Source organism: Nocardioides pakistanensis (assembly GCF_054781215.1).
The window spans coordinates 1-19,674 of record NZ_BAAGUV010000081.1 but is presented as its reverse complement, the minus strand read 5'-3'; the positions used below and the strand labels follow the sequence as shown (position 1 = coordinate 19,674).

Below are 19,674 nucleotides of genomic sequence, written 5' to 3'. Positions count from 1 at the left end.
TGAGCCAGACACCAGGTGATCAGGACCCAACCACCGCGATAGCGGCGCTGTCACCCTGACACTGACTGAACCCTAACCCTGGCCGAGCGTGCTGCCCGGCGACACCTGGTCGGCGCCGCCGGCCGGCGCCTCGAGCTCGACGTCGCCGACCACGCTGACGTCGCGGCCGAAGGTCCAGTCACCGTGCACCACCAGGGACTCCGCCCGTCGCAGCGAGGGCGCCCCCTCGGGGAAGCGTGCGTCGAAGTCGGCGACGAGCTTGTAGTGCGCGGAGTCCAGGTCGACGAACGGGATCCTCTCCGGCTGCTGCTCCAGCACGTAGCCGTCGCTGAGCTCGTAACAGTCCGAGCGCAGCACCAGCAGGTCGTTGGTGGTCTTCACCGGGACGAACCGGTCCCGGCCGACCTCGATCGTCCGCGCCCCCTCGAAGACCTCGATCGCGGCCCCCATCGCGGTCTCGATCTGGATCACCTCGGGACTCTCCGGGTCGGCCGGGTCGACGGTCTTGGTGTTCTTGATCAGGGTCAGCCCGAGGATCCCGTCGCGCCGGTCGAGCTCGTCGCGCATCGCCTCGAGGTTGAACCACAGGTTGTTGGTGCTCGTGAACCGGTGCCGGGACAGGTCGGCCAGCGCCGCCTTGTCCTCCTCCAGGGTCTGCGCGGTCTCGCGCAGCACGATCCGCCCGTCGCTCTTGCGGACCGCGAAGTGCCCGCCCTTGCGGTCCGACGGGGTACGCCGCACCGCCTCGATCGCGAACGGCGCCCCGGACCGGGCGAACCAGCCGGCCACCCGCGCGTCGGGGACGGCGCCGAGGTTGTCGGAGTTCGACACGAACACCTGCCGGTAGCCGGCGTCGATGAGCCGCTGGAGCAGGCCGGTGCCGCGCAGCGCGGTGTAGATGTCGCCGTGCCCCGGCGGACACCACTCCAGGCTCGGGTCGGCGTCCCACGTCACCGGGGTGAGGTCGTCGGCGCGGAGCTTGGGCTCCTTGTTCTGCAGGAACTCCAGCGGCAGCCCGTCGACGGCGAGGCCGTCGTAGCGGGCCAGCGCGGCCATCGTGTCGGCGGAGGTGCGGAAGCTGTCCATGAAGATCAGCGGCAGCCGGGCGCCGTACTCCTTGCGGAGCGCGAGCACCTGGCGGGCGATGATGTCGAGGAAGCTCAAGCCCTCACGGACCTCGAGCAGGGACTTGGCGCGGTCCATGCCCATCGAGGTGCCGAGGCCGCCGTTGAGCTTGATCACCACCGTGGACCCGATCGCCTCCCGCGCAACGTCGTCGGTGACCTCGACGTCGGCGAGCGCCTCCATGTCCAGCGGCTCGATCGTGGACTCGGGGATCATCCCGGTCTCGCCGCCCTCCACGAGCCGGTAGTAGTGGCTGAACACCTCGATCGCGACCGGGTCGACCCCGGCTGCCTGCATCTTCTCGCGCGCCTGCTGCAGTCCCTCGTCGCTCATGGCCCCGATGCTAGGGGGTGCCGGTAGCGTCGGGACCATGGCCGTCGGTTCCGTGGAGGCGCAGAAGGTGGCGCTGCGCGACCAGCTCCTCACCGCGCGCCGCCGTCACCCGTTGCTCGCGGCCCGTGCCGACGCCGACGCCATCGCCGAGCACCTGCTCGCGGCTCCCGAGGTACGGCGGGCAGCAACCGTGGCCGCCTACGTCTCAGTGACCAACGAGCCGGGCACCGGCCCGCTCGTCGAGCGGCTGCACGCGGCCGGCCGGCGGGTGATCCTGCCGGTGCTGCTGTCCGACAACGACCTGGACTGGGGCGTCTACGAGGGACCGGACCGGCTCGTCCCGGCCAGCCGTGGGCTGCTCGAGCCGGCCGGTCCACGGCTGGGACCCGACGCGGTCGCGACCGCCGACGTCGTGCTCTGTCCCGGACTGGCCGTGGACCGGATGGGGCGCCGGCTCGGCAGGGGCGGCGGCTCGTACGACCGGGCGCTTGCGCGGGTCCCGGTCGGCACCTTCGTGTGCACGCTGCTCTACGACGGCGAGCTGCTCGACCGGGTGCCTGCCGAGCCGCACGACCGCACGGTGACCGCCGTGGTCACCCCGGGTGGGCTCACCCGGCTCGGGCCGGCGCCAGCCTGAGCGTGTCCTCGGCGGCCTCCTCGACCGCGTCTCGCGAGAACCGCCACGGCAGCGTCTCCCCGGCCACCCACAGGTCGGTCTGGTCGACGTAGTTGTCGTGGAACGGGTGGCCGGAGACCCCGGTCAGGTTGATCCAGCGGGACTCGTCGAGGTCGGCCATCGAGACGACCATCCGCATCGAGGGTGCCCAGTCGACCTGGTAGCCGGCGGGCGCGGTCCACCCGGTCGCGTTGACGATCGAGTCACCGCCGCCGACCTCGTAGCCGGTGCGGTTGAACAGCCACCGCACCAGCCCGATGTCGGACTGGCCGACGGTCTGGTTCTCCAGGTCCATCCGGTGGTGGTGACCCCAGGTCCAGTTGCCAACCCTGCGGTCCTGGGTGCGCACCAGCTCGTCGCGCGCCGCGGCCATCGCCTCGAAGAGGATCTCGTCGCGGGTCTCGACGACGGTCTCGGTGTCGGTGTTGTCCCACCAACGGTTCTCCGGCTCCGCGAGCAGCCGCCGCATCACCTCGAACCACCGGTCCCCGCCGTCGGGCCACACCGACTCCTGGAGCTGGTCGTGGAAGGTCAGCGCCAGCGTGTTGCGCCAGACCGCGTTGTAGTACGCGGCCGCGGAGGAGTCCGGGTGCTGCTGGAAGTTCCAGTGCTCGAGCAGTCGCTGGCCCGCGGCGAGGTACTGCGAGGGCATGAAGATGTCGAGCAGGTACGGCACGAAGGTGGGCGCGAAGCCGTTGCGGGCGTCGAGCTGGATCCGCGCCATGTCCTCCACGCCGAGCTGCTCCTGGTGGCGCAGCAGGTCCGCGATCCGCTGGCTGCGGTAGCCGTAGGACCAGGAGTCACCGAGGTAGTACGGGTAGTCACGGCCGATCACCGCCTGGTTCGCGGTGCTGATCATCCCGCCCTCGGGGTCGAGCAGGCTGGGCAGCGCGTCGAAGGGCACGTAGCTGCCGGTCCAGTCGTTCGCCGGCAGCCACCCCTCCGCCGGGTAGTCGCCGGTGTGACCTGACTTGCGGATCGGGATCAGCCCCGGAGCCTGGTAGCCGATGTGGCCGTCACGGTCGGCGTAGACCAGGTTCTGCGAGGGGGCGGCGAGCTGCCGCGCGGCGGCCCGGAAGTCGTCCCAGTCCTGGGCCTTGTTCATCAGGAACACCGAGTCCGCGGTGCGACTCGGGGTCAGCGCGGTCCACGAGATCGCCACCGCGTAGCCGTTGCCGCGCTCCGGGGCGCGCTCCCCGACCGGGGCGTTGGCGCCGACCGTGCTCAGCTGTGTGGAGACGTCGGACAGCAACGGCCCGTGGTGGGTGGAGCGCACGGTGAACGTCACCGGCTCGTCGCGCCCGTGCACCTCGATCTGCTCCTGCCGGGTCTCCAGCAGGCGCCGGCGACCGTCGTACACGTAGCGCTCGCCCTCGACCTTCTCCAGGTAGAGGTCGACCACGTCGGGCCCGAGGTTCGTGAAGCCCCAGGCGATCTGCTGGTTGTGGCCGATGACCACGCCGGGCAGGCCGGAGAAGGTGAAGCCGGAGACGTCGAAGGGGCAGGCCTCGGTCACCTCGTTGCAGTGCAGTCCCATCTGGTGCCAGATGCCCGGCACCGAGATCCCCAGGTGCGGGTCGTTGGCGAGGATCGGCTCGCCGGTGCTGCTGTGCTCGCCGTCGACCACCCAGCTGTTGCTGCCCACGCCCTGGCCGCTGCCGACCAGCTGCGGCATCGACTCCAGGCCCCTCCCGAGCCGCTCGAGCGCCCTGACCATCTCGTCCGGCAGCCCGGGCCGGGTCGGCAGCCGGGTGTCCCGGGAGGTCGCGTCCTGCTCGAAAACCCGGTCCACCACGGCACCCTGCTGCACGATCGGCTCGTGGCGGTCGTAGGGGTAGGTCGGGTAGAGGTACTCGATCTCCTCGGCGGTGTGGTTGACCGACATGATCGCGCGGTCGATCTCCTCGGTCATGTTGCCGCGCAGGTCCCACGCCATCGCCTTGAGCCAGGCGACCGAGTCGACCGGCGTCCACTCCTCGGGCACGTAGTCGAGGCCGTTCAGCGCGAGCACGGAGTACTCAAGCGCCATCTCGCCGGGTGAGTGGGAGTCGAGGTAGGCGTTGACCCCGGCGCTGTAGGCCTCGAGGTAGTCCAGCGTCTCGGGGCTCAGCAGCGACATCTCCTGCTCGGCGATCCGTCGCCAGCCCATGGTGCGGATGTACATGTCGGTCTCGAGCGCGTCCTCGCCGAGCATCTCGGCGAGGCGGCCGGCGGTGACGTGGCGCCGGAAGTCCATCTCGAAGAACCGGTCCTGCGCGTGGACGAAACCCTGGGCGTAGAACAGGTCCTCGGCGGTGTCGGCGTAGACGTGCGGGATCCCCTGCTCGTCGCGGAGCACCTCCACCTCGGCGGCGAGACCGGGCAGCTCGAGCTCCCCGTCGACGGTCGGGAACGGCCGCCGTACGACGGCGACCGTGGCGACCAGGCCGGCGACGAGCAGCAGCACGACCCCCGCCGCGACGTAGGTCGTCACCCGCCCCCAGCGCGGCCATGAGCGGAACCCGGTCGCCGGCCTCGGCGTGGTCTCGGGCTGCTGAGCTGGGAGATCAGGGCTGGCGGACACGGCGGCCATTGTGCCGCACCACCGATCGCGGACCGGACCGGGAAGTTGGCGAAACGTCTCGACGTTGCGATAATTGGCAGTCGCACCGTGCGAGTGCTAACGACGAGAACTTCCGGAGGACGAGCGTGCCGACCTACCAGTACGCCTGCACTGACTGCGACCACGCCTTCGAGCAGGTCCAGAGCTTCACCGAGGACTCGCTGACCACGTGCCCGCAGTGCGAGGGCCGGTTGCGCAAGGTGTTCAACGCCGTGGGCGTGGTCTTCAAGGGTTCGGGCTTCTACCGCACCGACAACCGGTCGGACTCCAAGTCCTCCTCGGCCACCACGACGAGCTCGACGTCGACGAAGACCGAGACCTCCACCAAGACGACGGCCGAGGCCGGCGCGGCCTGAGCCTGCCCGATCCCGCCCCGGGCGCGCCTGTGGATGAGGCGACGCACCGGGGCGCGATCTTGCCTAGCCTCGGCTGGCATGGACCGCACCCGACGTCGTGACCGGCGTGACCCCTCCCCGATCCCGTGGACCCGTCGCGCGCGGCGGGCTGTGCTCGCACGACGGCGCCCCCTCGCCGCGCTGACCGCCGGGCTCGGCGTCCTCACGGCGATGCAGGCGCTGGCGCCGCCGGCCGCCCCGACGGCGACCGTGCTCACCGCCGCCCACGACCTGCCGGCCGGTGCTCGGCTGGGACGCGCAGATCTCGTGCGGTCCGCCGTCCCGCCGTCGAGCGTGCCGGTCGGTGCCCTGTCGGCCGAAGGTGCGGCCCTCGGGCGCACCACGACCGGTCCGGTCCGCGCCGGCGAGACCCTCACCGACGTCCGGCTGCTGAGCGGCTCCCTGCTCGAGGGCTACCCCGGCCGGGTGGCCGCGCCGGTGCGGATCGCCGACCCGGGTGCGGTGACCCTCCTGCGCATCGGTGACCGGGTCGACGTGATCGCGGCGGACCCCCAGGGCCGCGCGCCGGCGACGCTCGTCGCCGAGGCTGCACCGGTCGTGGCGCTGCCGCGGTCGGAGGAGAGCACGCTCGCCTCCGGGGGTCTGGTCGTGCTCGCCGTGAGCGAGGAGACCGCGCGCTCGCTGGCCGCAGCGGCGGTGGCGGGCTACCTCTCGCTGGTGATCACGCACTAGCGTTCAGGTGCCAGCCCGAAACCATCGCCGTCCGGCGACGCACGGAGGAGAGCGCCCATGCTCAAAGGCTTCAAAGAGTTCATCATGCGCGGCAACCTCGTCGAGCTCGCCGTGGCCTTCATCATGGCCACCGCGTTCGCGGCCGTGGTCACCGAGACGGTGAACCTGCTGATGTCCCTGATCGCCAAGGTCACCGGGGGCAAGCAGCCCGACTTCAGCGAGTGGAAGCCCGCCGGGCTCCCGGTCGGCACCTGGGTCACCGCGGTGATCTCGTTCCTGATCCTGGCCGCGGTCGTCTACTTCTTCATCGTCACGCCCTACAACAAGCTGCAGGCCCGGCGCGCGCGCGGTGAGGAGCCGACGCCGCCTTCGGAGGAGGTCACGCTGCTGACCGAGATCCGCGACCTGCTGCGCAACCAGAGCGGCAGCACCGGCGCCTGAGCCACAGGCTCGACCCGGGTCCGGACTCCGGGCCCGGGTTCAGCCGTGGTGCGGCGGGACCTGGCGACGAAGCCAGTCGTCGTCGCCCGCGCCGCCGCGAGGCGAGCCGCTCTCGCCCCACGCCTCGGCGCACTCGTCCCGGGGACGGTCGGGCAGGGCGTCGCCGAACGCGGCGGCCAGCCTGCGCTTCCGCTCGACCTCCTGCTCCCGCTGCTTGCGGTCTCCGCTCACCGGCCCACCTTCGTCGCGACCCCTGCGTCCAGCCAGGACGCGTCGAAGTGCGTCCTTCGAGGAGTCCAACCGGTCTGGGCGCGGAAGTGTTCCGAGCTGACCCGCAGCGACCTGGTGGCCGGCTCGGCGCGCCGGCCGGTGAGCCGCTGACCCACGGGGCCGATGAAGCCGACCGACTCCCGGCCCACGGCGGTTGCATAGCCGCGCACGAGGTCGCGGCGCCGCACCGGCTCCGCACCGACGTTGTAGACCCCACCCGGCGCGGTGAGGGCGGCGAGCACCGCCGAGCCGATGTCGTCGGTGTGCAGCGGGTGCACCCAGCCCTCCGGTGAACCGAGACCGACCGAGTGGCCGCGCCGGGCCACGCGCAGCCAGAACCGGGTCATGTCGTCGTCACCGACGATCGTGCCCAGCCGGAGCACGACCCCTTGGCGTAGGTCGCTCTGGTAGCGCTGCACGTGCGCCTCGCCCACACAGACCGGTTCGGTCGCGGAGTTGATGTCGAGCGGGCTGTGCTCGTCGATCCAGGCGTCACCTTGGTCGGCGTACACCAGCGAGAGGCTCTCCTGAACCAGCCGCCGCACGTGGGCGGCGCGCGCCGCAGCGGCGACCGAGCGGACGCCCTCGGTCCAGAACCGGTCGTTGTCGCGCCAGGCGTGCTTGCGCACGGCCCGAATTCCGGTGGGCGCTCGGCCGACGAGGCTGACCACCGCGTCGCAGCCCTCGAACACCGGCACCAGGCTGCGTTCGTCGAAGAGGTCGGCGCGCAGCGCGGTTGCACCCCAGGACTCGACGAGCTCGGACGTCTCCGGGGTCCGCGCCACCGCCAGGACGTCATGTCCCGCGGCGAGCATCGCCTGGACCGCTGAGGCGCCCACCACTCCGGTGGTCCCCACAACCGCGACCTTCATCGGCGGCCTCTTCCCCTCTCATCGCCCCCACACCACCGTCCAGATGGCGAGACCCTCGGACGACGATAACGGAATCATAACGCCGATGTCCCCAACGGACCTCGAGACGCGGAGGAGACCGGATCGGACCCGGCGACGTGGTCCATCGAGGTGGCGATGTTGCGCAGGTTCAGGATCAGCCCGCCGTACTCCGGCCAGTGCAGGGCCGAGAGCCGCTCGTCGGAGTAGTCGTCGGCCAGCACGCCGAGGTCCGCGCGGATCTCCGCGAGGCGTTTGGGTCGTGGACCCTCGGGCGCCTCGGGTCCCTCGGAGGGCAGGGACTCGTCGGGCGTGCGGATCGCGGTCGCCACCTCGCGGAGCAGGCCGGTCCACCGGTCACGGAACTCGTCGTCCCACTGGTTGCTGTCGGTGATGCTGTGCTCGAGGGTGCGGGCCATGCTGCGGATCTCGGCGAGCGCCTGCTCCGTGCGGTCGAGCAGCTCGCCGAAGGCCCCCGGTTCCCGGACCACCGCCGAGTCGCGGCGCGGGTTCAGCCGACCGCTCTCCCTCGCCTGCCGGACCAGCGCCCACGCCTCGTCGACCTCCACGTCCAGCTCCTGGCTGCGCCGGATCCACTCCTGGACGTGGGCCTCGGTGCACTCGTCCCCGAAGTCGTCGGCGACCTGGTGCAGGAGCTCGCCGACCCGTCGGCTCACCGCGGCGATCGCGCGCGCGGCGGTGAGGTCGCGCAGCGGCGGCCACACCGTGGCGTTGACCAGGAAACCGATCCCGACCCCGATGGCCGTGTCGATCAGCCGGCCGAGAAGCACCTGGTCCTCGTCGCTGAACCCGGTGGTGAGCACGATCAGCGCCGTCGCCGCCGCGGTCGTGCCCTCCTCCTTCAGCCAGCGCACCTGGCTGACCAGCAGGGCGACGAACAACATCACCGCCAGGGCCCATGGGTCGAGACCCAGGGTGTTCCCCGTCGCCCAGGCCAGCAGCACGCCGAGCACGGTGGCGGCGATCTGCTTGGCCCCGCGCCAGAACGACCGGTAGACCGTGGCGTGTACGACGAGCAGCGCGGCCCACGGCGCCAGGAAGGGCTGCGGCAGGCCGAACACCACCGCCGCGACGACCCACGCCAGCACGGCGGCGACAACGGTCTTGACCAGCTGGATCCCCTCGGTCCAGGCGGCCGGGTCCCGCAGCAGCTCCGTGACTCTCGCTCTGATCCGGGCATACCCGGGCATAGCGCTCCCCTTCCTCCCAGCCGACCACGTGCCCACACAACCGGTGCGGCAAACGCGTTTACCGGCGTCGGCGCTCGGCAACCACCGGGGTGCAACCAGGCAGAAGATGGAACATCAACCACGTCCCCAGGAGGTCCCCATGGCCGACAGCTCCGGTCCGCTGAACGGAAAGAAGGTCGCCTTCCTCGTCGCCGGCGAGGGCATCGAGCAGGTCGAGCTCGTCGAGCCGTGGAAGGCGGTCGAGCAGGCCGGCGGCACGCCACAGCTGGTCTCGCCGAAGAAGGGCAGCGTCCAGGCGTTCAACCACCTCGACAAGGCCGACACCTTCGACGTCGACGTCCCCGTCGCCGACGCGGACCCGGCCGATTTCGACGCGCTCGTGCTGCCGGGCGGGGTGGCCAACCCGGACGCCCTGCGCATGGACGAGGACGCTGTCGCGTTCGCCAAGGCGTTCATGGAGTCCGGGAAGACGGTGGCGTCGATCTGTCACGCACCGTGGACGCTCGTGGAGGCCGGTGTGCTGCAGGGCCGCACACTGACCTCGTGGCCGAGCCTGCAGACCGACATCCGCAACGCCGGCGCCACCTGGGTCGACGAGCAGGTGGTGGTCGACGGCAACCTGATCTCGAGCCGCAAGCCCGGCGACCTCGAGGCGTTCACCGCCAAGATCGTGGAGGCCCTCAGCTAGTCACCGGGAGCAGTCCGGCGGTGGGTCAGCGGCGGCCGCCGGCGTTCGGTCGGACGAGCACCGGCGCGCCGCGCTCTCCGACCATCACGTCGAGGACGGCGTGGTTCTCGCCGGTGCCGAGGAAGCTCTGGTTGGCCACCAGCACCCGCCGGCCGAGGAACGTCGCACTGGAGGGAGTGTCGAAGGGGATGTCGCTGCCGTTGTCGCCGGTGAGCGGCACCTCCGGGAAGCGCTCCAGCTCCTCGCCCGACGGATCGAGCACCACCAGCTGTGCGGAGAGCCCTGCGTTGGCGACGTAGATCCGCCCGGACCTGCCGATCCCGAACCCGTCGGGCAGCTCGCCGGGGAGGCTCTCCCAGAGCAGCCGGAGACCGGCGGCACGGCCGTCGCGGATCGGGATCCGGTACAGCTTGCCGGTCGCCGGGTTCGCCTCGCCGAGCCCCATCGAGGTCTGCTGTGCGACGAGCAGCGCCCGCCGGTTCGGAGCGAGCAGCAGGCCCGTCGTACCGAACTCCACGCCGTCGAGCCGCCGGTCCGCCAGCCAGACACGGGCTGCCCCACCGCCCGGCGGGACCCGCCAGATCACCGCCTGCCCGTAGTCGGTGACGTACAGCTCGCCACGCGGACCCCAGGCGGCGAAGTTCGGGCTGGCCGGCTTGTCGACCAGGTTCGGGGAGCAACCTGCGCTCTCCCCCGGCAGGCAGACCGGCAGGTCGGCGAAGGTGGCGTAGCGGGTGAACCGCCCCGTGCGCGGGTCCAGCAGGAGGGCACGGGCGGTCGACTTCTCCAGCAGCACCAGCCGGCCGTGGGCGTCGCTGGTGGCGACCTGCACACCGTGGGCGGTCTCGAGGTCCTGGCCCGGCACGGTCCACGAGCGCTGCAGCGCACCGTCCGCGGTCCACTCGAGCACCCGGGAGCGGATCCGGTCCCCGGCCGGGTTGTTGTAGGTGCCGGCGTACACGCGGCCGTTGGGATGGGCGTACACGAACGCCGGGTAGCCCGGCTTCGGAACTCGCGCGAACACGCGCGTGTCCCAGCGCTCGCGCGTGGTCTGGTTCGCACCGGCGTCGGCCGGGGCGACTCCGCCGAGCGTGCCCGTGACCAGGGTGCCGGCCACCACGGTCGCGGTCAGCACCGTGCCGACGATCTTCCTCACTCTCGTCCCCCTCACAGGTGCTCCAGGACCTCGCGGGCGGCCCGATCCCCCGCCCGGACGGCACCGTCCATGTAGCCGGACCAGTACGTCGAGGTCTCGGTGCCTGCCCAGTGCACACGGCGGAACGGCTTGCGAATCGTCGCCCCGAACGACGTCGTCGTCCCCGGCCCCATCAGTGCCACCGGCCCGCCCTTGGTCCAGCGTTCGTGGGTCCAGTCCTGCTCGACGTACTCGATCGGCTTCAGCGCCTCGGGACCGAACAGCTTGGCGAAGCCCTCCAGCACGGCGGTACGACGGGCAGCCCGGCCCTGCACACCGTAGCGCTCCCAGGTGGAGCCGCCGATGAACGCGAGCAGGACCCCGACGCTCGCGTCCGCGGGGCTGTTGTCGAAGCACACCCGCACCGCGCCGCTGTCGGCCACGCCCATCCCGGTGAGCCCGTCCTTGCGCCAGAACGGCGTCTTGTAGACCGCGTCGGCCTTCATCAGCTGGCCCATCGGCATCCGCTGGAGAAGCTGCATCCGCTTCGGCGGGAGGAACGGGAACCAGTCGATCGCCAACGCAGTGGCGGGCGGGGCCGCGACGATCACCCGGCGCGCCGATACCGTGCCCCGGTCGCTGGAGACCAGCACCCGCTCTCCGCGCTGCTCGATCCGGCGGACTGCGGCGTCGAGCGCGACGATGTCGCCGAGCCGCCGGGCCAGGCGTTGCGGGATCAGCCCGGAACCGCCGACGAAGCGGGAGTCCTGCGCGCCGCCTGCGGTGTCGGAGGAGCGCTCGAAGCTTCCGGGGGTGGTCTCGTTGCCGGAGGCCGCGATGTACCAGAGCAGGAACAGCAGCGACATGTCCCGCCCGTCGGAGCCGAACGTCGGCTGAAGGTAGGACAGGAGCAGGTTCTGCACGCCGGGGTTCACGCTGTTCTGCGAGACCCAGTCGTGGAAGGTGACCGAGTCCCACTCCAGCGCCTTCGCGGCTGCCCAGGGAGCGTCGACGGGGACCTGCTTGGACATCTCGTTGATGCGGGTGATCAGCAGCGCCGCGTCGGGGAGGATCAGCGGGTCGGGAGGGACCGTGCCCTGGTAGCGGGTCACCCGGTCGCCCGACAGGTAGAGGTTGTCCCCGGTGACGTACTCCTTGAAGGTCCTCACGCCGAGCTCCCGGGCCAGCTTCAGCAGGTGGTCCTGGGTCGGTCCGACGAACGCACCGCCGGCCTCGATCACCGCGCCGGAGTGCAGCTCGTGGTTGAGGATCCGGCCGCCGACCCGGTCCCGGGCCTCGAGGACGAGCACCGAGCGCCCGGCGTTGGCGACCCGGCGCGCGGCCACGAGCCCCGACAGCCCGCCGCCGACCACGACCACGTCGACCTTGCGCGGCAGGCGTCCCTGGCGGGTCGCCGCCTCCGTCGGGAGGGCCAGCCCGTTCGTGGCCAGCACGCCGGCCCCGACGGTCAGCCCGCCGAGAAGACCGCGCCTGCTGACCCCGCCGGTCGACCTCGCTCCGGTGATCGAGCCCTCTGCACCGGTCGAGCCCTCTCCGGTGGTCGAGCTTGTCGAGACCTGTCGAAGGGTCGAGACCATGACTCCCCAATCGCATCAGACTGAGTTAACCTGAACCAGTGTCAGATTCAGGTTCACTCTACTGAAGGGTTCCTTTGTCCTCCACCGGTGTGTCCAACGACCGAACGGCCGGGAAGCGACGGGTCCCGCAGCAGACGCGCAGCATCGAGCGCGTCGAGCGGATCCTCGACGCCGCGGCAGCACTCGTCGTCTCTGAGGGCGTCGACGCGCTGACCACCCGGTCGGTCGCGCGCGCCGCGGAGGTGCCGGTGGCCTCGCTCTACCAGTACTTCGGGGACAAGGACGAGATCCTCCTCGCGCTCGTGGAGCGCGACATCGCCGAGATGGACGCCCAGGTCGCAGCAGACCTGGGGAAGCTCGACCTGCTGAGCATCGGGTCGATCGTGGAGACCACGATGCGGGCGTTCGTGAAGGTGTACCACCGCCGGCCCGCGTTCGTGGAGATCTGGCTGCGGGGCCGCACGAACAGCGCGATCAACGAGTTCGGCCGTGCCCACAACAAGCGGGTCGCTGCCGACCTGTTCCGGCTCGCCCGCGACGCCGGCCTGGTCCGGCCCGGCACCCGCCGGGTCCACGCCGAGCTGGCCGTCGAGGTCGGCGACCGGCTCTTCCAGCTCGCGTTCGAGGACAAGCTCAAGGGGGACAACGTGATCATCCGCGAGGGCATCGAGCTGGTGCGCAGCTACCTGGAGCGCCACGCGACCACCGAGGGCCTCGAGGGCGTGCGGCCGTGAGCGGCTCCCACGACGACGCGCGCGCGGCCGTCGCCGAGGCGTCGAGGCGGCTGGCAGCCGAGGGCCTCCTGGTCGGTACGGCGGGCAACGTCAGCGTCCGAGCCGGGGAGCACGTCGCGGTCACCGCGACCGGTGCCGAGCTGGCTGCCGTGACGCCGGCCGAGGTCACCGTCGTCGACCTGACCGGCTCGGTGGTCGCCGGGGAGCTCGAGCCGACCTCGGAGATCGACCTCCATCTCGGTGTCTACGCACACCATGACGCCCTGGCCGTCGTACACACGCACGCGCCGGAGGCCACCGCGCTGTCCTGCGTGCTGGAGGAGCTGCCCTGCCTGCACTACCAGCAGCTGGTGCTGGGGGGATCCGTCCCGGTGGTGCCCTACGCGACGTTCGGCACCCCGGAGCTGGCCGCGTCCGTGGTCGACGCGCTCACCGGGCGGCAGGCGGCACTGATGGCCAACCACGGCTCGGTGGCGACCGGCGCATCCCTCGACAAGGCCGTCGAGAACGCGCTGCTGCTGGAGTGGCTGTGTGGGCTCTACCGGCGGGCGACCGCCGTCGGCACGCCGCGGCCGCTCGACGACGCGCAGCAGGCTGCCGTGATCACGGCAGCGATCGAACGCAAGTACGGGGAGACCCGGCCCGTGAAGCAGAAGGAAGAGTCATGAGCATGAACGTCATCACCATGGGTGTCCACGTCCTCGACGTCCACGTCAGGCCGGTCGAGAGCATCCCCGAGCGCAGCGACGGACAGATCGTCGACGAGATCGCGATGTCGGCCGCCGGGACCGCGGGCGGGACGGCCACGATCCTGCGGAAGCTCGGGGCCTCTGTGCGCAGCTTCGGCGCCGTGGGCAAGGACGCGCTCGGCGACACGCTGGTCGGCCTGCTCGACCGGGCCGGAGTGGACACCGCCGGCCTGGTCCGCCGCGGCTCGGCCCAGACCTCGGCGAGTGTGCTTCCGGTGCGCGCCAACGGCGACCGCCCGGCGTGGCACTGCATCGGCGCAAACGGCGTCTACACGCTCGCCGACGTCGACCTCGACGCGATCACGACGGCCACGCACCTGCACCTCGGCGGCCCGGAGTTCCTTGGCGGCGAGGCCGCGGCCGAGGTGCTCGCGCACGCGCGGGCGCACGGCGTCGTGACGTCGGTGGACATGCTCGCGCCGGGCGACCCGGGGATGCTGGAGTGGGTCGAGGCGGTCTTCCCCCACACCGACTACTTCCTGCCCAACGACGAGCAGCTGCTCGGGCTGACCGGAGCAGCCACGCTGGAGGACGCCGCCCGGGTGATCCTCGGCAAGGGCGCCGGCTGCGTGGCGGTGACGCGAGGAGCGCAAGGAGCGCTGGTCGTGACCACGGACGACACGATCGAGGTCCCGTCGTTCGACGTCGACGTCGTGGACACGACCGGGTGCGGCGACGCTTTCTCCGCCGGCTTCCTCAGGGGACTGTCCGTCGGGAAGGACCTCGAGGAGGCCGCCGTACTCGGCTCCGCGACCGCGGCGCTCGTCGCGCAGGGACTCACCACCGACCACGGCGAGTTCGACCTGGTCACCGTCGAGAAGCTCGCCGCCGACGGTCCCCGGCGGAGCTGACGCGGGCGAGGTCTGGCTCGGGCGAGGCCCGAGGGCTCAGGCGCAGAGACCGGCGCTGCGCGCGGCCTCCGCCCGCTCCTCGTCGGTCGGGCTCGGCGACGCGCTCTGCGAGGGCTGCGCGGCCGGCCCCTCGGTCGAGGGGCTGTCGGTGCCACCCGGCGGCTTGCTGCCGGAACCGGAGGGCTTGTCCGCCGCGGTCACCACACTGCCGGCGAACTTGGCCGGGAGCTCCTCGTCGTTGCGGATCTTCTTCCACAACAGGTCGGCCTCCGGGGCCCACTCGACGCGGTTCGGGTCCGGCTCGTACCACTTCCACGGGACCGTCAGGAACTGGATGTTGTCCAGGCCGATCCCCCGCAGCTGGTTGGCCAGACCCGCGAGGTCCTTGAGGTTCGCGAACTCGGGGTCGGTGGTGAGCGACTCGGTCGCGGCGTCGAGGAAGTTGTAGAGCTTGACCGGGTTGGCCAGCGTGCCCGCGGAGATCGCCTGGTTGGCCATCGAGGCGAGGAAGGCCTGCTGGCGCTTCATCCGGCCGATGTCGCCGTTGTTGTCGCCGATCCCGTGCCTGATCCGCACGTAGTCCAGCGCCTGCTTGCCGGTGGCTTCGTAGGTGCCGGCCGGAAGGTAGATGTTGCCGATCGGGTCGTTGACCTCCTCGGGCACGCAGACCTCGACGCCACCGAGCGCGTCGACCATGTGCTTGAAGCCGGCGAAGTCGACCACGACGAAGTGGTCGATGTGGATCCCGGTGAGCTGCTCGACCGTCCGCTGGGTGCAGCCGGGGCCGCCGACGGCGTAGGCGGCGTTGAACTGGCTCAGGCCGCCCGGGTCGGTGCTGCCGTCCTCCAGGAGGCAGTCGGGCCGCTCGACCATCGCGTCGCGCGGCAGGCTGACGCCGTACGCGTGCTTCCGGTCGGCGGACAGGTGCAGCAGGATCGTCGTGTCCGACAGGCCCGGGGACTCGCCCCCGATGCCGGCGTTGCCGATGCCCTCGCGGGTGTCGGAGCCCAGCAGCAGGATGTTGAGCGGCTCGCGCGGCCCCTCGTCGACCTTCTCCGGCCGGTCGGTGCCCAGCGCCTTCGTGGTGTCCAGCGAGGTGATGTTGCCCTCGAGCTTGCGGTAGACGAACAGGCCGCCGACGATCAGGGCGAGACTCACGACCACGGCAGTCAGACCCGCAGCGCGGATCGCGCGCTTGCGGGCCAGCTCGTGGTTGCGGTGTCGAGCAGGGTGGGACACGGGTGCGGGGGTCTCTTCTGTCGGGTCCGGCACGTCGGACTGTCGGCGTTCTGAGGCCACGTCGCAGAGTACGCGGACCACAGACCATTGTGTGTCGCAAACCCGGGAAACTCCACTTGGGTGTCACCTGCGTCCCCGTCTGAGGCGAATGTGAGGGATGTGGCGGCATCCCGGCCTGTCCGGAGGGAGTGGTGGTGCCCCAGGCCAGAGTCGAACTGGCGACCTTTCGCTTAGGAGGCGGCTGCTCTATCCACTGAGCTACTGGGGCCGGCCATGTGCACGATCGTGGCAAACCTGCACGTGACGGCCTCCATATTGTCAGGCTGGACCGACCGGGGTCACCACCGCCCCCGAAGCACTTGACCCTCACGCGACGTGAGTGTCCGCGCGAGATGCACGCCGGCATCGCGGAGCTGTACGTCGCCGACCCGAGGTACACCCAGACGTACGAGGCTCTCGCTCCCGGCCTGGCGCAGTACGTTCGTGACGCAGTCGTCGCCAACGCCGCACGCACCTGACGGCACGACTCCGGCTCTTCCCTCACCGGGGAGTGCGCGTCGATACTGAGCCGATGCGGACCAGCACGGACGTGGAGATCACGACCCCGCAGGGACTGATGCCGGCGTACTTCGCGACGCCGAGCTCATCGCCGCCGTGGCCGGGAGTCGTGGTCATCCACGACTTCAACGGGATGAGCACGGACCTGCGGGCGCAGGCGGACTGGCTGGCGGGCGAGGGCTTCCTCGCGTTGGCGCCGGACCTCTTCTACTGGGGAAGCCCGATGCGCTGCCTGGGCACGATCATGGGCGACATCGGTCGGCGTCGCGGACGCACGTTCGATGACGTCGAGGCGGCCCGGTCCTGGTTGCGCGACCGCGAGGACTGCACCGGGCGGATCGGTGTGATCGGCTTCTGCATGGGCGGTGGGTACGCCCTGGCGCTGGCGTCGAACCGAGGCTTCTCCGCCTCCAGCGTCAACTACGGCGGCTGCCCGTCTGACGCCGAGGAGTGGCTGCCCGAGGCCTGCCCGATCGTCGGCAGCTACGGCGGCGGCGACCGGTCTCCGATGGGCGGGAAGTCGGGAAAGCGCCTGGGCCGGCTGCTGAGCGAGTACGGCGTCCCGCACGACGTGAAGGTCTACCCGCGAGTCGGACACGGGTTCATGAACGACCACGACACGTCCGACACGTCGCTGTTCATCCGCTTCCTCGCCCGGGTCAGCAACACCCGGTACGACGAGGATGCCACCCGTGACGCCCGCCGGCGGGTCGTGTCGTTCTTCGACACCTACCTCCGCGGGTGATCCGGCCAGGGCGTTTCCCCGCGGGTCGTCTGGGCACCACGTGGCGTGGCACGTCGTACGCCACCGGCAGCCGAACCGACCGAAAGGCCAGACCACCGTGGGACCCGGTATCACCCTGCTCATCCTGGGCGCGATCCTCGCCTTCGCCGTGCGTGCCGACGCCTCGGCGATCGATCTGCAGACGGTCGGGTTGATCTTCATGGTGGCCGGCGCCGCGGTCGTCGCCTACTCCCGCCGCGAGAGGCGTCGTACGACGGTCGTCGAGCACGTCGAGAAGGACGGAGCCGGAGCCGACGTCGACACCGCGGTCCACGAGACCGTCACGCGGGAGAGCCTTCCCGAGCACGGGGACGTCCACCGGCACCCCTGACCGCCCCACCCCCCGACCGGGCGTTGGCGTACCTGGCGCTGACCCAGCCGCGCGGCGTCCGCTCCCGCCCACCACCTGAGACGGGGTTCGGGTCTGTAAAGTCCGGGCCTGACACGGCGTCCCGGCAGAGCGGCTCGATTGCGTTTCCCCGGGGTGTGGAACGCCCCGGTCGGCGGGCCGGAAATGTCGGTGGTGCCCTCTAGCGTCGGGGTATGGCAGCACAGGTAGAGGTCGACGAGCTGGACGTGGTCGGTGCGCTGACCGCGTTCGGTCAGCTCCGGGGGACCCGTGATGCCGCCGAGCGGGACCTGCTGGTGCTGGCCGCGCACTTCGCCGACCTGTACAACCTCGACGCCAACCCCGCCGGTGAGCTGGTCTCGATCCCCGGCGGACAGCGCGGGGTCCGCCTCGGCGGGGACGGCACCCCCTTGATGTGGGAGTTCGCGATCGCCGAGGCCGCCGCCGAGCTGCACACCACCACCTGGGCCACCCGCCGGCTGATCGCCGACGCCCTCGACGTGCGCCACCGACTCCCCCGGCTGTGGGCCGCGGTCAACGCCCTGGACTGCCCGGCCTGGATCGCCCGCAAGGTCGCCCAGGCAACCCGGCAGCTCACCTACACCCAGGCCCTGGTCGTCGACGACGAGATCGCCGACTACGCCGGCCGGCTGCCCTGGCGCCGGTTCGAGGCACTGCTCGAGGCCAAGATCATCGCCGCCGACCCCGACGCCGCAGCCGCCCGCGAACGCGCCGCCGCAGCCGAACAGTTCGCCAAGGTCGGCCAGTCCAACCAGCACGGCCAAAAGACCCTCTACGTCAAGACCAACGCCGCCGCGATGGCCCGCATCGACGCCACCCTCACCTACCTCGCCGACGCACTGCGCACCCTCGGCGACACCGACACCGAAGACCAACGCCGCGCCAAAGCCATGCTGCTGCTGGCCAACCCCACCCAAGCCATCACCCTGCTCCAAGCCCTGGCCACCCACCACACCAACACCAGCAGCGACACCGGCCGCAGCGGCGGCACCGACACCGACACCGGCACCGGCCACGGCAGCGGCAGCGGCCGCGGCCGCGGCACCGGCCGCAGCGGCGCCCCCCGGAAACGCCACCGCTACGACCCCACCGACTACCCCTTCCCCGACCCCGACCCGGACACTGGCCCGGACCCTGGCCCGGACACTGGCGCAGCGACCGACCAAGCCGACCAGGCCGAAAACCCCGCGGCAACCGCGAAGCCGACCGAGGAACCGACCACCGCCAACCCCTCCACAGGTCCCGACGACACCAGCACGAGCAACACCGGTGCGGACGACCCCCGCATGAACGACACCAGCGCGGACCAACCGGCACCAGGCCCAGACCAGGATCCCGAGGATCTGCCGTTCAGCGCTCCGGAGCCCGACGACACCAACGCTACGGGCGAGCGAGACATCGACCTCCGCGACGCCGGCAGCCCGGTCGAACCCCCAGACCGCGCCACCGAAGAGACCGCACCACCCGACCCCGGACCATCACCCCACGACGTCCCGCCGGACGGCCCCGACCCCGGACCATCCCCCGACGCCGGCCCACCCGACGATCCCGACCCAGGGCCACCCGAGGACCCACTAGCTCGGTTCTTCACACCCTTCGCGCCCGACCAGATCCCACCATGCCCCTGCCGCGGCGGGACCTACCACCACGACACCACCCAGCTCCTGCCCAAGATCCGGCTCTACCTCCACCTGCACCACGACACCATCGAGGCCGGCAACGGCGTCGCCCGCTGGGAAGACCACGGCCCGATCACCGCCGCCTACATCCGCGACTTCCTCGGACCCCACGCCCAGTTCGAGATCAAACCCGTCATCGACCCAGCCACCCTCGCCCCCGTCGACGCCTACGAAATCCCCGAACGCCACCGCGAAGCACTCCGCCTCCGCACCCCCGCCGACGTCTTCCCCTACGCCTCCAACACCACCCGCCACCAACAGATCGACCACACCACCCCCTACCGCCGAGGCACCACCCCCAACCCAGCCCCCGGCCGCCCTGTCGCCGACGACCCCGCACCCAACCACGCAGCACCCGACCACCCCGACGCCGGCGACCCGGCCGCATCCACCACACCAACCGGACAGACCGGCCTGCACAACCTCGGCCCGATGACCGGCTACCACCACCGCGTCAAAACCCACGCCGGCTGGCAGCTCCACCAACCCATCCCCGGCATCTACCTCTGGGTCGCACCCCACGGCAGCATCTACCTCGTCGACCACACCGGCACCCGCCAACTCCGCGGCCCCGGCAACCACCCCCACACCCCAGAACCCAGCCAGCCACCCCACTACACCCCCCAACCCCCCACCATCAGGCTCTACACCAC

General features: G+C 71.2%; 20 protein-coding genes and 1 tRNA gene. 12 read left to right on the top strand and 9 right to left on the bottom strand.

Annotated elements, in window-relative coordinates:
- Positions 1-72: 72 nt before the first annotated feature.
- On the bottom strand, positions 73-1,458 hold the full coding sequence (locus tag ACYVIH_RS22635; protein ID WP_460871807.1) for a UTP--glucose-1-phosphate uridylyltransferase: 1,386 nt from the start codon (positions 1,456-1,458) through the stop codon (positions 73-75).
- Positions 1,459-1,495: 37 nt separating this feature from the next.
- Here ACYVIH_RS22635 and ACYVIH_RS22630 point away from each other — a divergent pair, with 37 nt between their 5' ends.
- Positions 1,496-2,095 carry a 5-formyltetrahydrofolate cyclo-ligase gene (locus tag ACYVIH_RS22630; RefSeq protein ID WP_460871806.1) on the top strand — a complete coding sequence of 200 codons (600 nt, stop codon included), beginning with the start codon at positions 1,496-1,498 and terminating at the stop codon, positions 2,093-2,095.
- On the opposite strand, the gene ACYVIH_RS22625 is transcribed toward ACYVIH_RS22630, so the two are convergent.
- On the bottom strand, positions 2,067-4,697 hold the full coding sequence (locus ACYVIH_RS22625) for a penicillin acylase family protein (protein WP_460871805.1): 2,631 nt from the start codon (positions 4,695-4,697) through the stop codon (positions 2,067-2,069). The two genes, ACYVIH_RS22630 and ACYVIH_RS22625, sit on opposite strands and share 29 nt — an antisense overlap.
- 125 nt (positions 4,698-4,822) lie before the next feature.
- Between ACYVIH_RS22625 and ACYVIH_RS22620 the strand changes: the two genes are divergently transcribed.
- The 3 genes from ACYVIH_RS22620 (at position 4,823) to mscL (ending at position 6,265) form a co-directional block, all read left to right on the top strand.
- Positions 4,823-5,092 (top strand): FmdB family zinc ribbon protein, encoded by a 270-nt coding sequence (locus ACYVIH_RS22620; RefSeq protein ID WP_460871804.1) that lies wholly within the window; start codon positions 4,823-4,825, stop codon positions 5,090-5,092.
- Between the two features lie 78 nt (positions 5,093-5,170).
- Positions 5,171-5,824: an SAF domain-containing protein gene (locus ACYVIH_RS22615; RefSeq protein WP_460871803.1), complete on the top strand. Its 654-nt coding sequence runs from the start codon at positions 5,171-5,173 to the stop codon at positions 5,822-5,824.
- A gap of 57 nt (positions 5,825-5,881) precedes the next feature.
- Positions 5,882-6,265 carry a large conductance mechanosensitive channel protein MscL gene (gene mscL / locus ACYVIH_RS22610; protein ID WP_460871802.1) on the top strand — a complete coding sequence of 128 codons (384 nt, stop codon included), beginning with the start codon at positions 5,882-5,884 and terminating at the stop codon, positions 6,263-6,265.
- A gap of 39 nt (positions 6,266-6,304) precedes the next feature.
- Here the strand turns inward: mscL and ACYVIH_RS22605 are convergent, their stop codons facing one another.
- The 3 genes from ACYVIH_RS22605 to ACYVIH_RS22595 form a co-directional block, all read right to left on the bottom strand.
- Positions 6,305-6,496 carry a hypothetical protein gene (locus tag ACYVIH_RS22605; RefSeq protein WP_460871801.1) on the bottom strand — a complete coding sequence of 64 codons (192 nt, stop codon included), beginning with the start codon at positions 6,494-6,496 and terminating at the stop codon, positions 6,305-6,307.
- Complete coding sequence (locus ACYVIH_RS22600) at positions 6,493-7,407, bottom strand: NAD-dependent epimerase/dehydratase family protein (protein WP_460871800.1); 915 nt, start codon at positions 7,405-7,407, stop codon at positions 6,493-6,495. Before ACYVIH_RS22600 ends, ACYVIH_RS22605 begins: the two co-directional genes overlap by 4 nt.
- 74 nt (positions 7,408-7,481) lie before the next feature.
- On the bottom strand, positions 7,482-8,636 hold the full coding sequence (locus ACYVIH_RS22595; protein ID WP_460871799.1) for an FUSC family protein: 1,155 nt from the start codon (positions 8,634-8,636) through the stop codon (positions 7,482-7,484).
- Between the two features lie 139 nt (positions 8,637-8,775).
- On the opposite strand from ACYVIH_RS22595, the gene ACYVIH_RS22590 reads away from it, so the two are divergent.
- Positions 8,776-9,324 carry a type 1 glutamine amidotransferase domain-containing protein gene (locus ACYVIH_RS22590; protein WP_460871798.1) on the top strand — a complete coding sequence of 183 codons (549 nt, stop codon included), beginning with the start codon at positions 8,776-8,778 and terminating at the stop codon, positions 9,322-9,324.
- 25 nt (positions 9,325-9,349) lie between these two features.
- Here ACYVIH_RS22590 and ACYVIH_RS22585 read toward each other — a convergent pair whose 3' ends face one another.
- Both ACYVIH_RS22585 and ACYVIH_RS22580 read right to left on the bottom strand, forming a co-directional pair.
- A complete protein-coding gene (locus ACYVIH_RS22585) occupies positions 9,350-10,480 on the bottom strand; it encodes an SMP-30/gluconolactonase/LRE family protein (protein ID WP_460871797.1) in 1,131 nt (376 codons plus the stop codon).
- Positions 10,481-10,491: 11 nt separating this feature from the next.
- Positions 10,492-12,057 (bottom strand): flavin monoamine oxidase family protein, encoded by a 1,566-nt coding sequence (locus tag ACYVIH_RS22580; protein ID WP_460871796.1) that lies wholly within the window; start codon positions 12,055-12,057, stop codon positions 10,492-10,494.
- 89 nt (positions 12,058-12,146) lie between these two features.
- Here ACYVIH_RS22580 and ACYVIH_RS22575 point away from each other — a divergent pair, with 89 nt between their 5' ends.
- From ACYVIH_RS22575 to ACYVIH_RS22565, 3 genes are read left to right on the top strand one after another with little or no spacing between them, the layout of a single operon-like run.
- Complete coding sequence (locus ACYVIH_RS22575) at positions 12,147-12,791, top strand: TetR/AcrR family transcriptional regulator (protein WP_460871795.1); 645 nt, start codon at positions 12,147-12,149, stop codon at positions 12,789-12,791.
- Positions 12,788-13,459 (top strand): class II aldolase/adducin family protein, encoded by a 672-nt coding sequence (locus ACYVIH_RS22570; protein WP_460871794.1) that lies wholly within the window; start codon positions 12,788-12,790, stop codon positions 13,457-13,459. Before ACYVIH_RS22575 ends, ACYVIH_RS22570 begins: the two co-directional genes overlap by 4 nt.
- Entirely contained in the window at positions 13,456-14,391 is a 936-nt protein-coding gene (locus ACYVIH_RS22565) for a carbohydrate kinase family protein (RefSeq protein WP_460871793.1), read from the top strand. Before ACYVIH_RS22570 ends, ACYVIH_RS22565 begins: the two co-directional genes overlap by 4 nt.
- A gap of 36 nt (positions 14,392-14,427) precedes the next feature.
- Here the strand turns inward: ACYVIH_RS22565 and ACYVIH_RS22560 are convergent, their stop codons facing one another.
- Both ACYVIH_RS22560 and ACYVIH_RS22555 read right to left on the bottom strand, forming a co-directional pair.
- Complete coding sequence (locus ACYVIH_RS22560) at positions 14,428-15,630, bottom strand: LCP family protein (RefSeq protein ID WP_460871792.1); 1,203 nt, start codon at positions 15,628-15,630, stop codon at positions 14,428-14,430.
- Between the two features lie 192 nt (positions 15,631-15,822).
- Positions 15,823-15,898: transfer RNA gene (locus ACYVIH_RS22555), tRNA-Arg, on the bottom strand.
- A 7-nt stretch (positions 15,899-15,905) separates the two neighbouring features.
- Here ACYVIH_RS22555 and ACYVIH_RS22550 point away from each other — a divergent pair.
- The 4 genes from ACYVIH_RS22550 to ACYVIH_RS22535 all read left to right on the top strand — a co-directional run.
- Entirely contained in the window at positions 15,906-16,148 is a 243-nt protein-coding gene (locus tag ACYVIH_RS22550; protein WP_460871791.1) for a TipAS antibiotic-recognition domain-containing protein, read from the top strand.
- Positions 16,149-16,201: 53 nt separating this feature from the next.
- On the top strand, positions 16,202-16,933 hold the full coding sequence (locus ACYVIH_RS22545) for a dienelactone hydrolase family protein (RefSeq protein ID WP_460871790.1): 732 nt from the start codon (positions 16,202-16,204) through the stop codon (positions 16,931-16,933).
- A gap of 97 nt (positions 16,934-17,030) precedes the next feature.
- Complete coding sequence (locus ACYVIH_RS22540) at positions 17,031-17,303, top strand: DUF6458 family protein (protein ID WP_460871789.1); 273 nt, start codon at positions 17,031-17,033, stop codon at positions 17,301-17,303.
- 212 nt (positions 17,304-17,515) lie between these two features.
- The coding region (locus ACYVIH_RS22535) for a DUF222 domain-containing protein (protein ID WP_460871788.1) at positions 17,516-19,674 on the top strand (2,159 nt) is incomplete at its 3' end.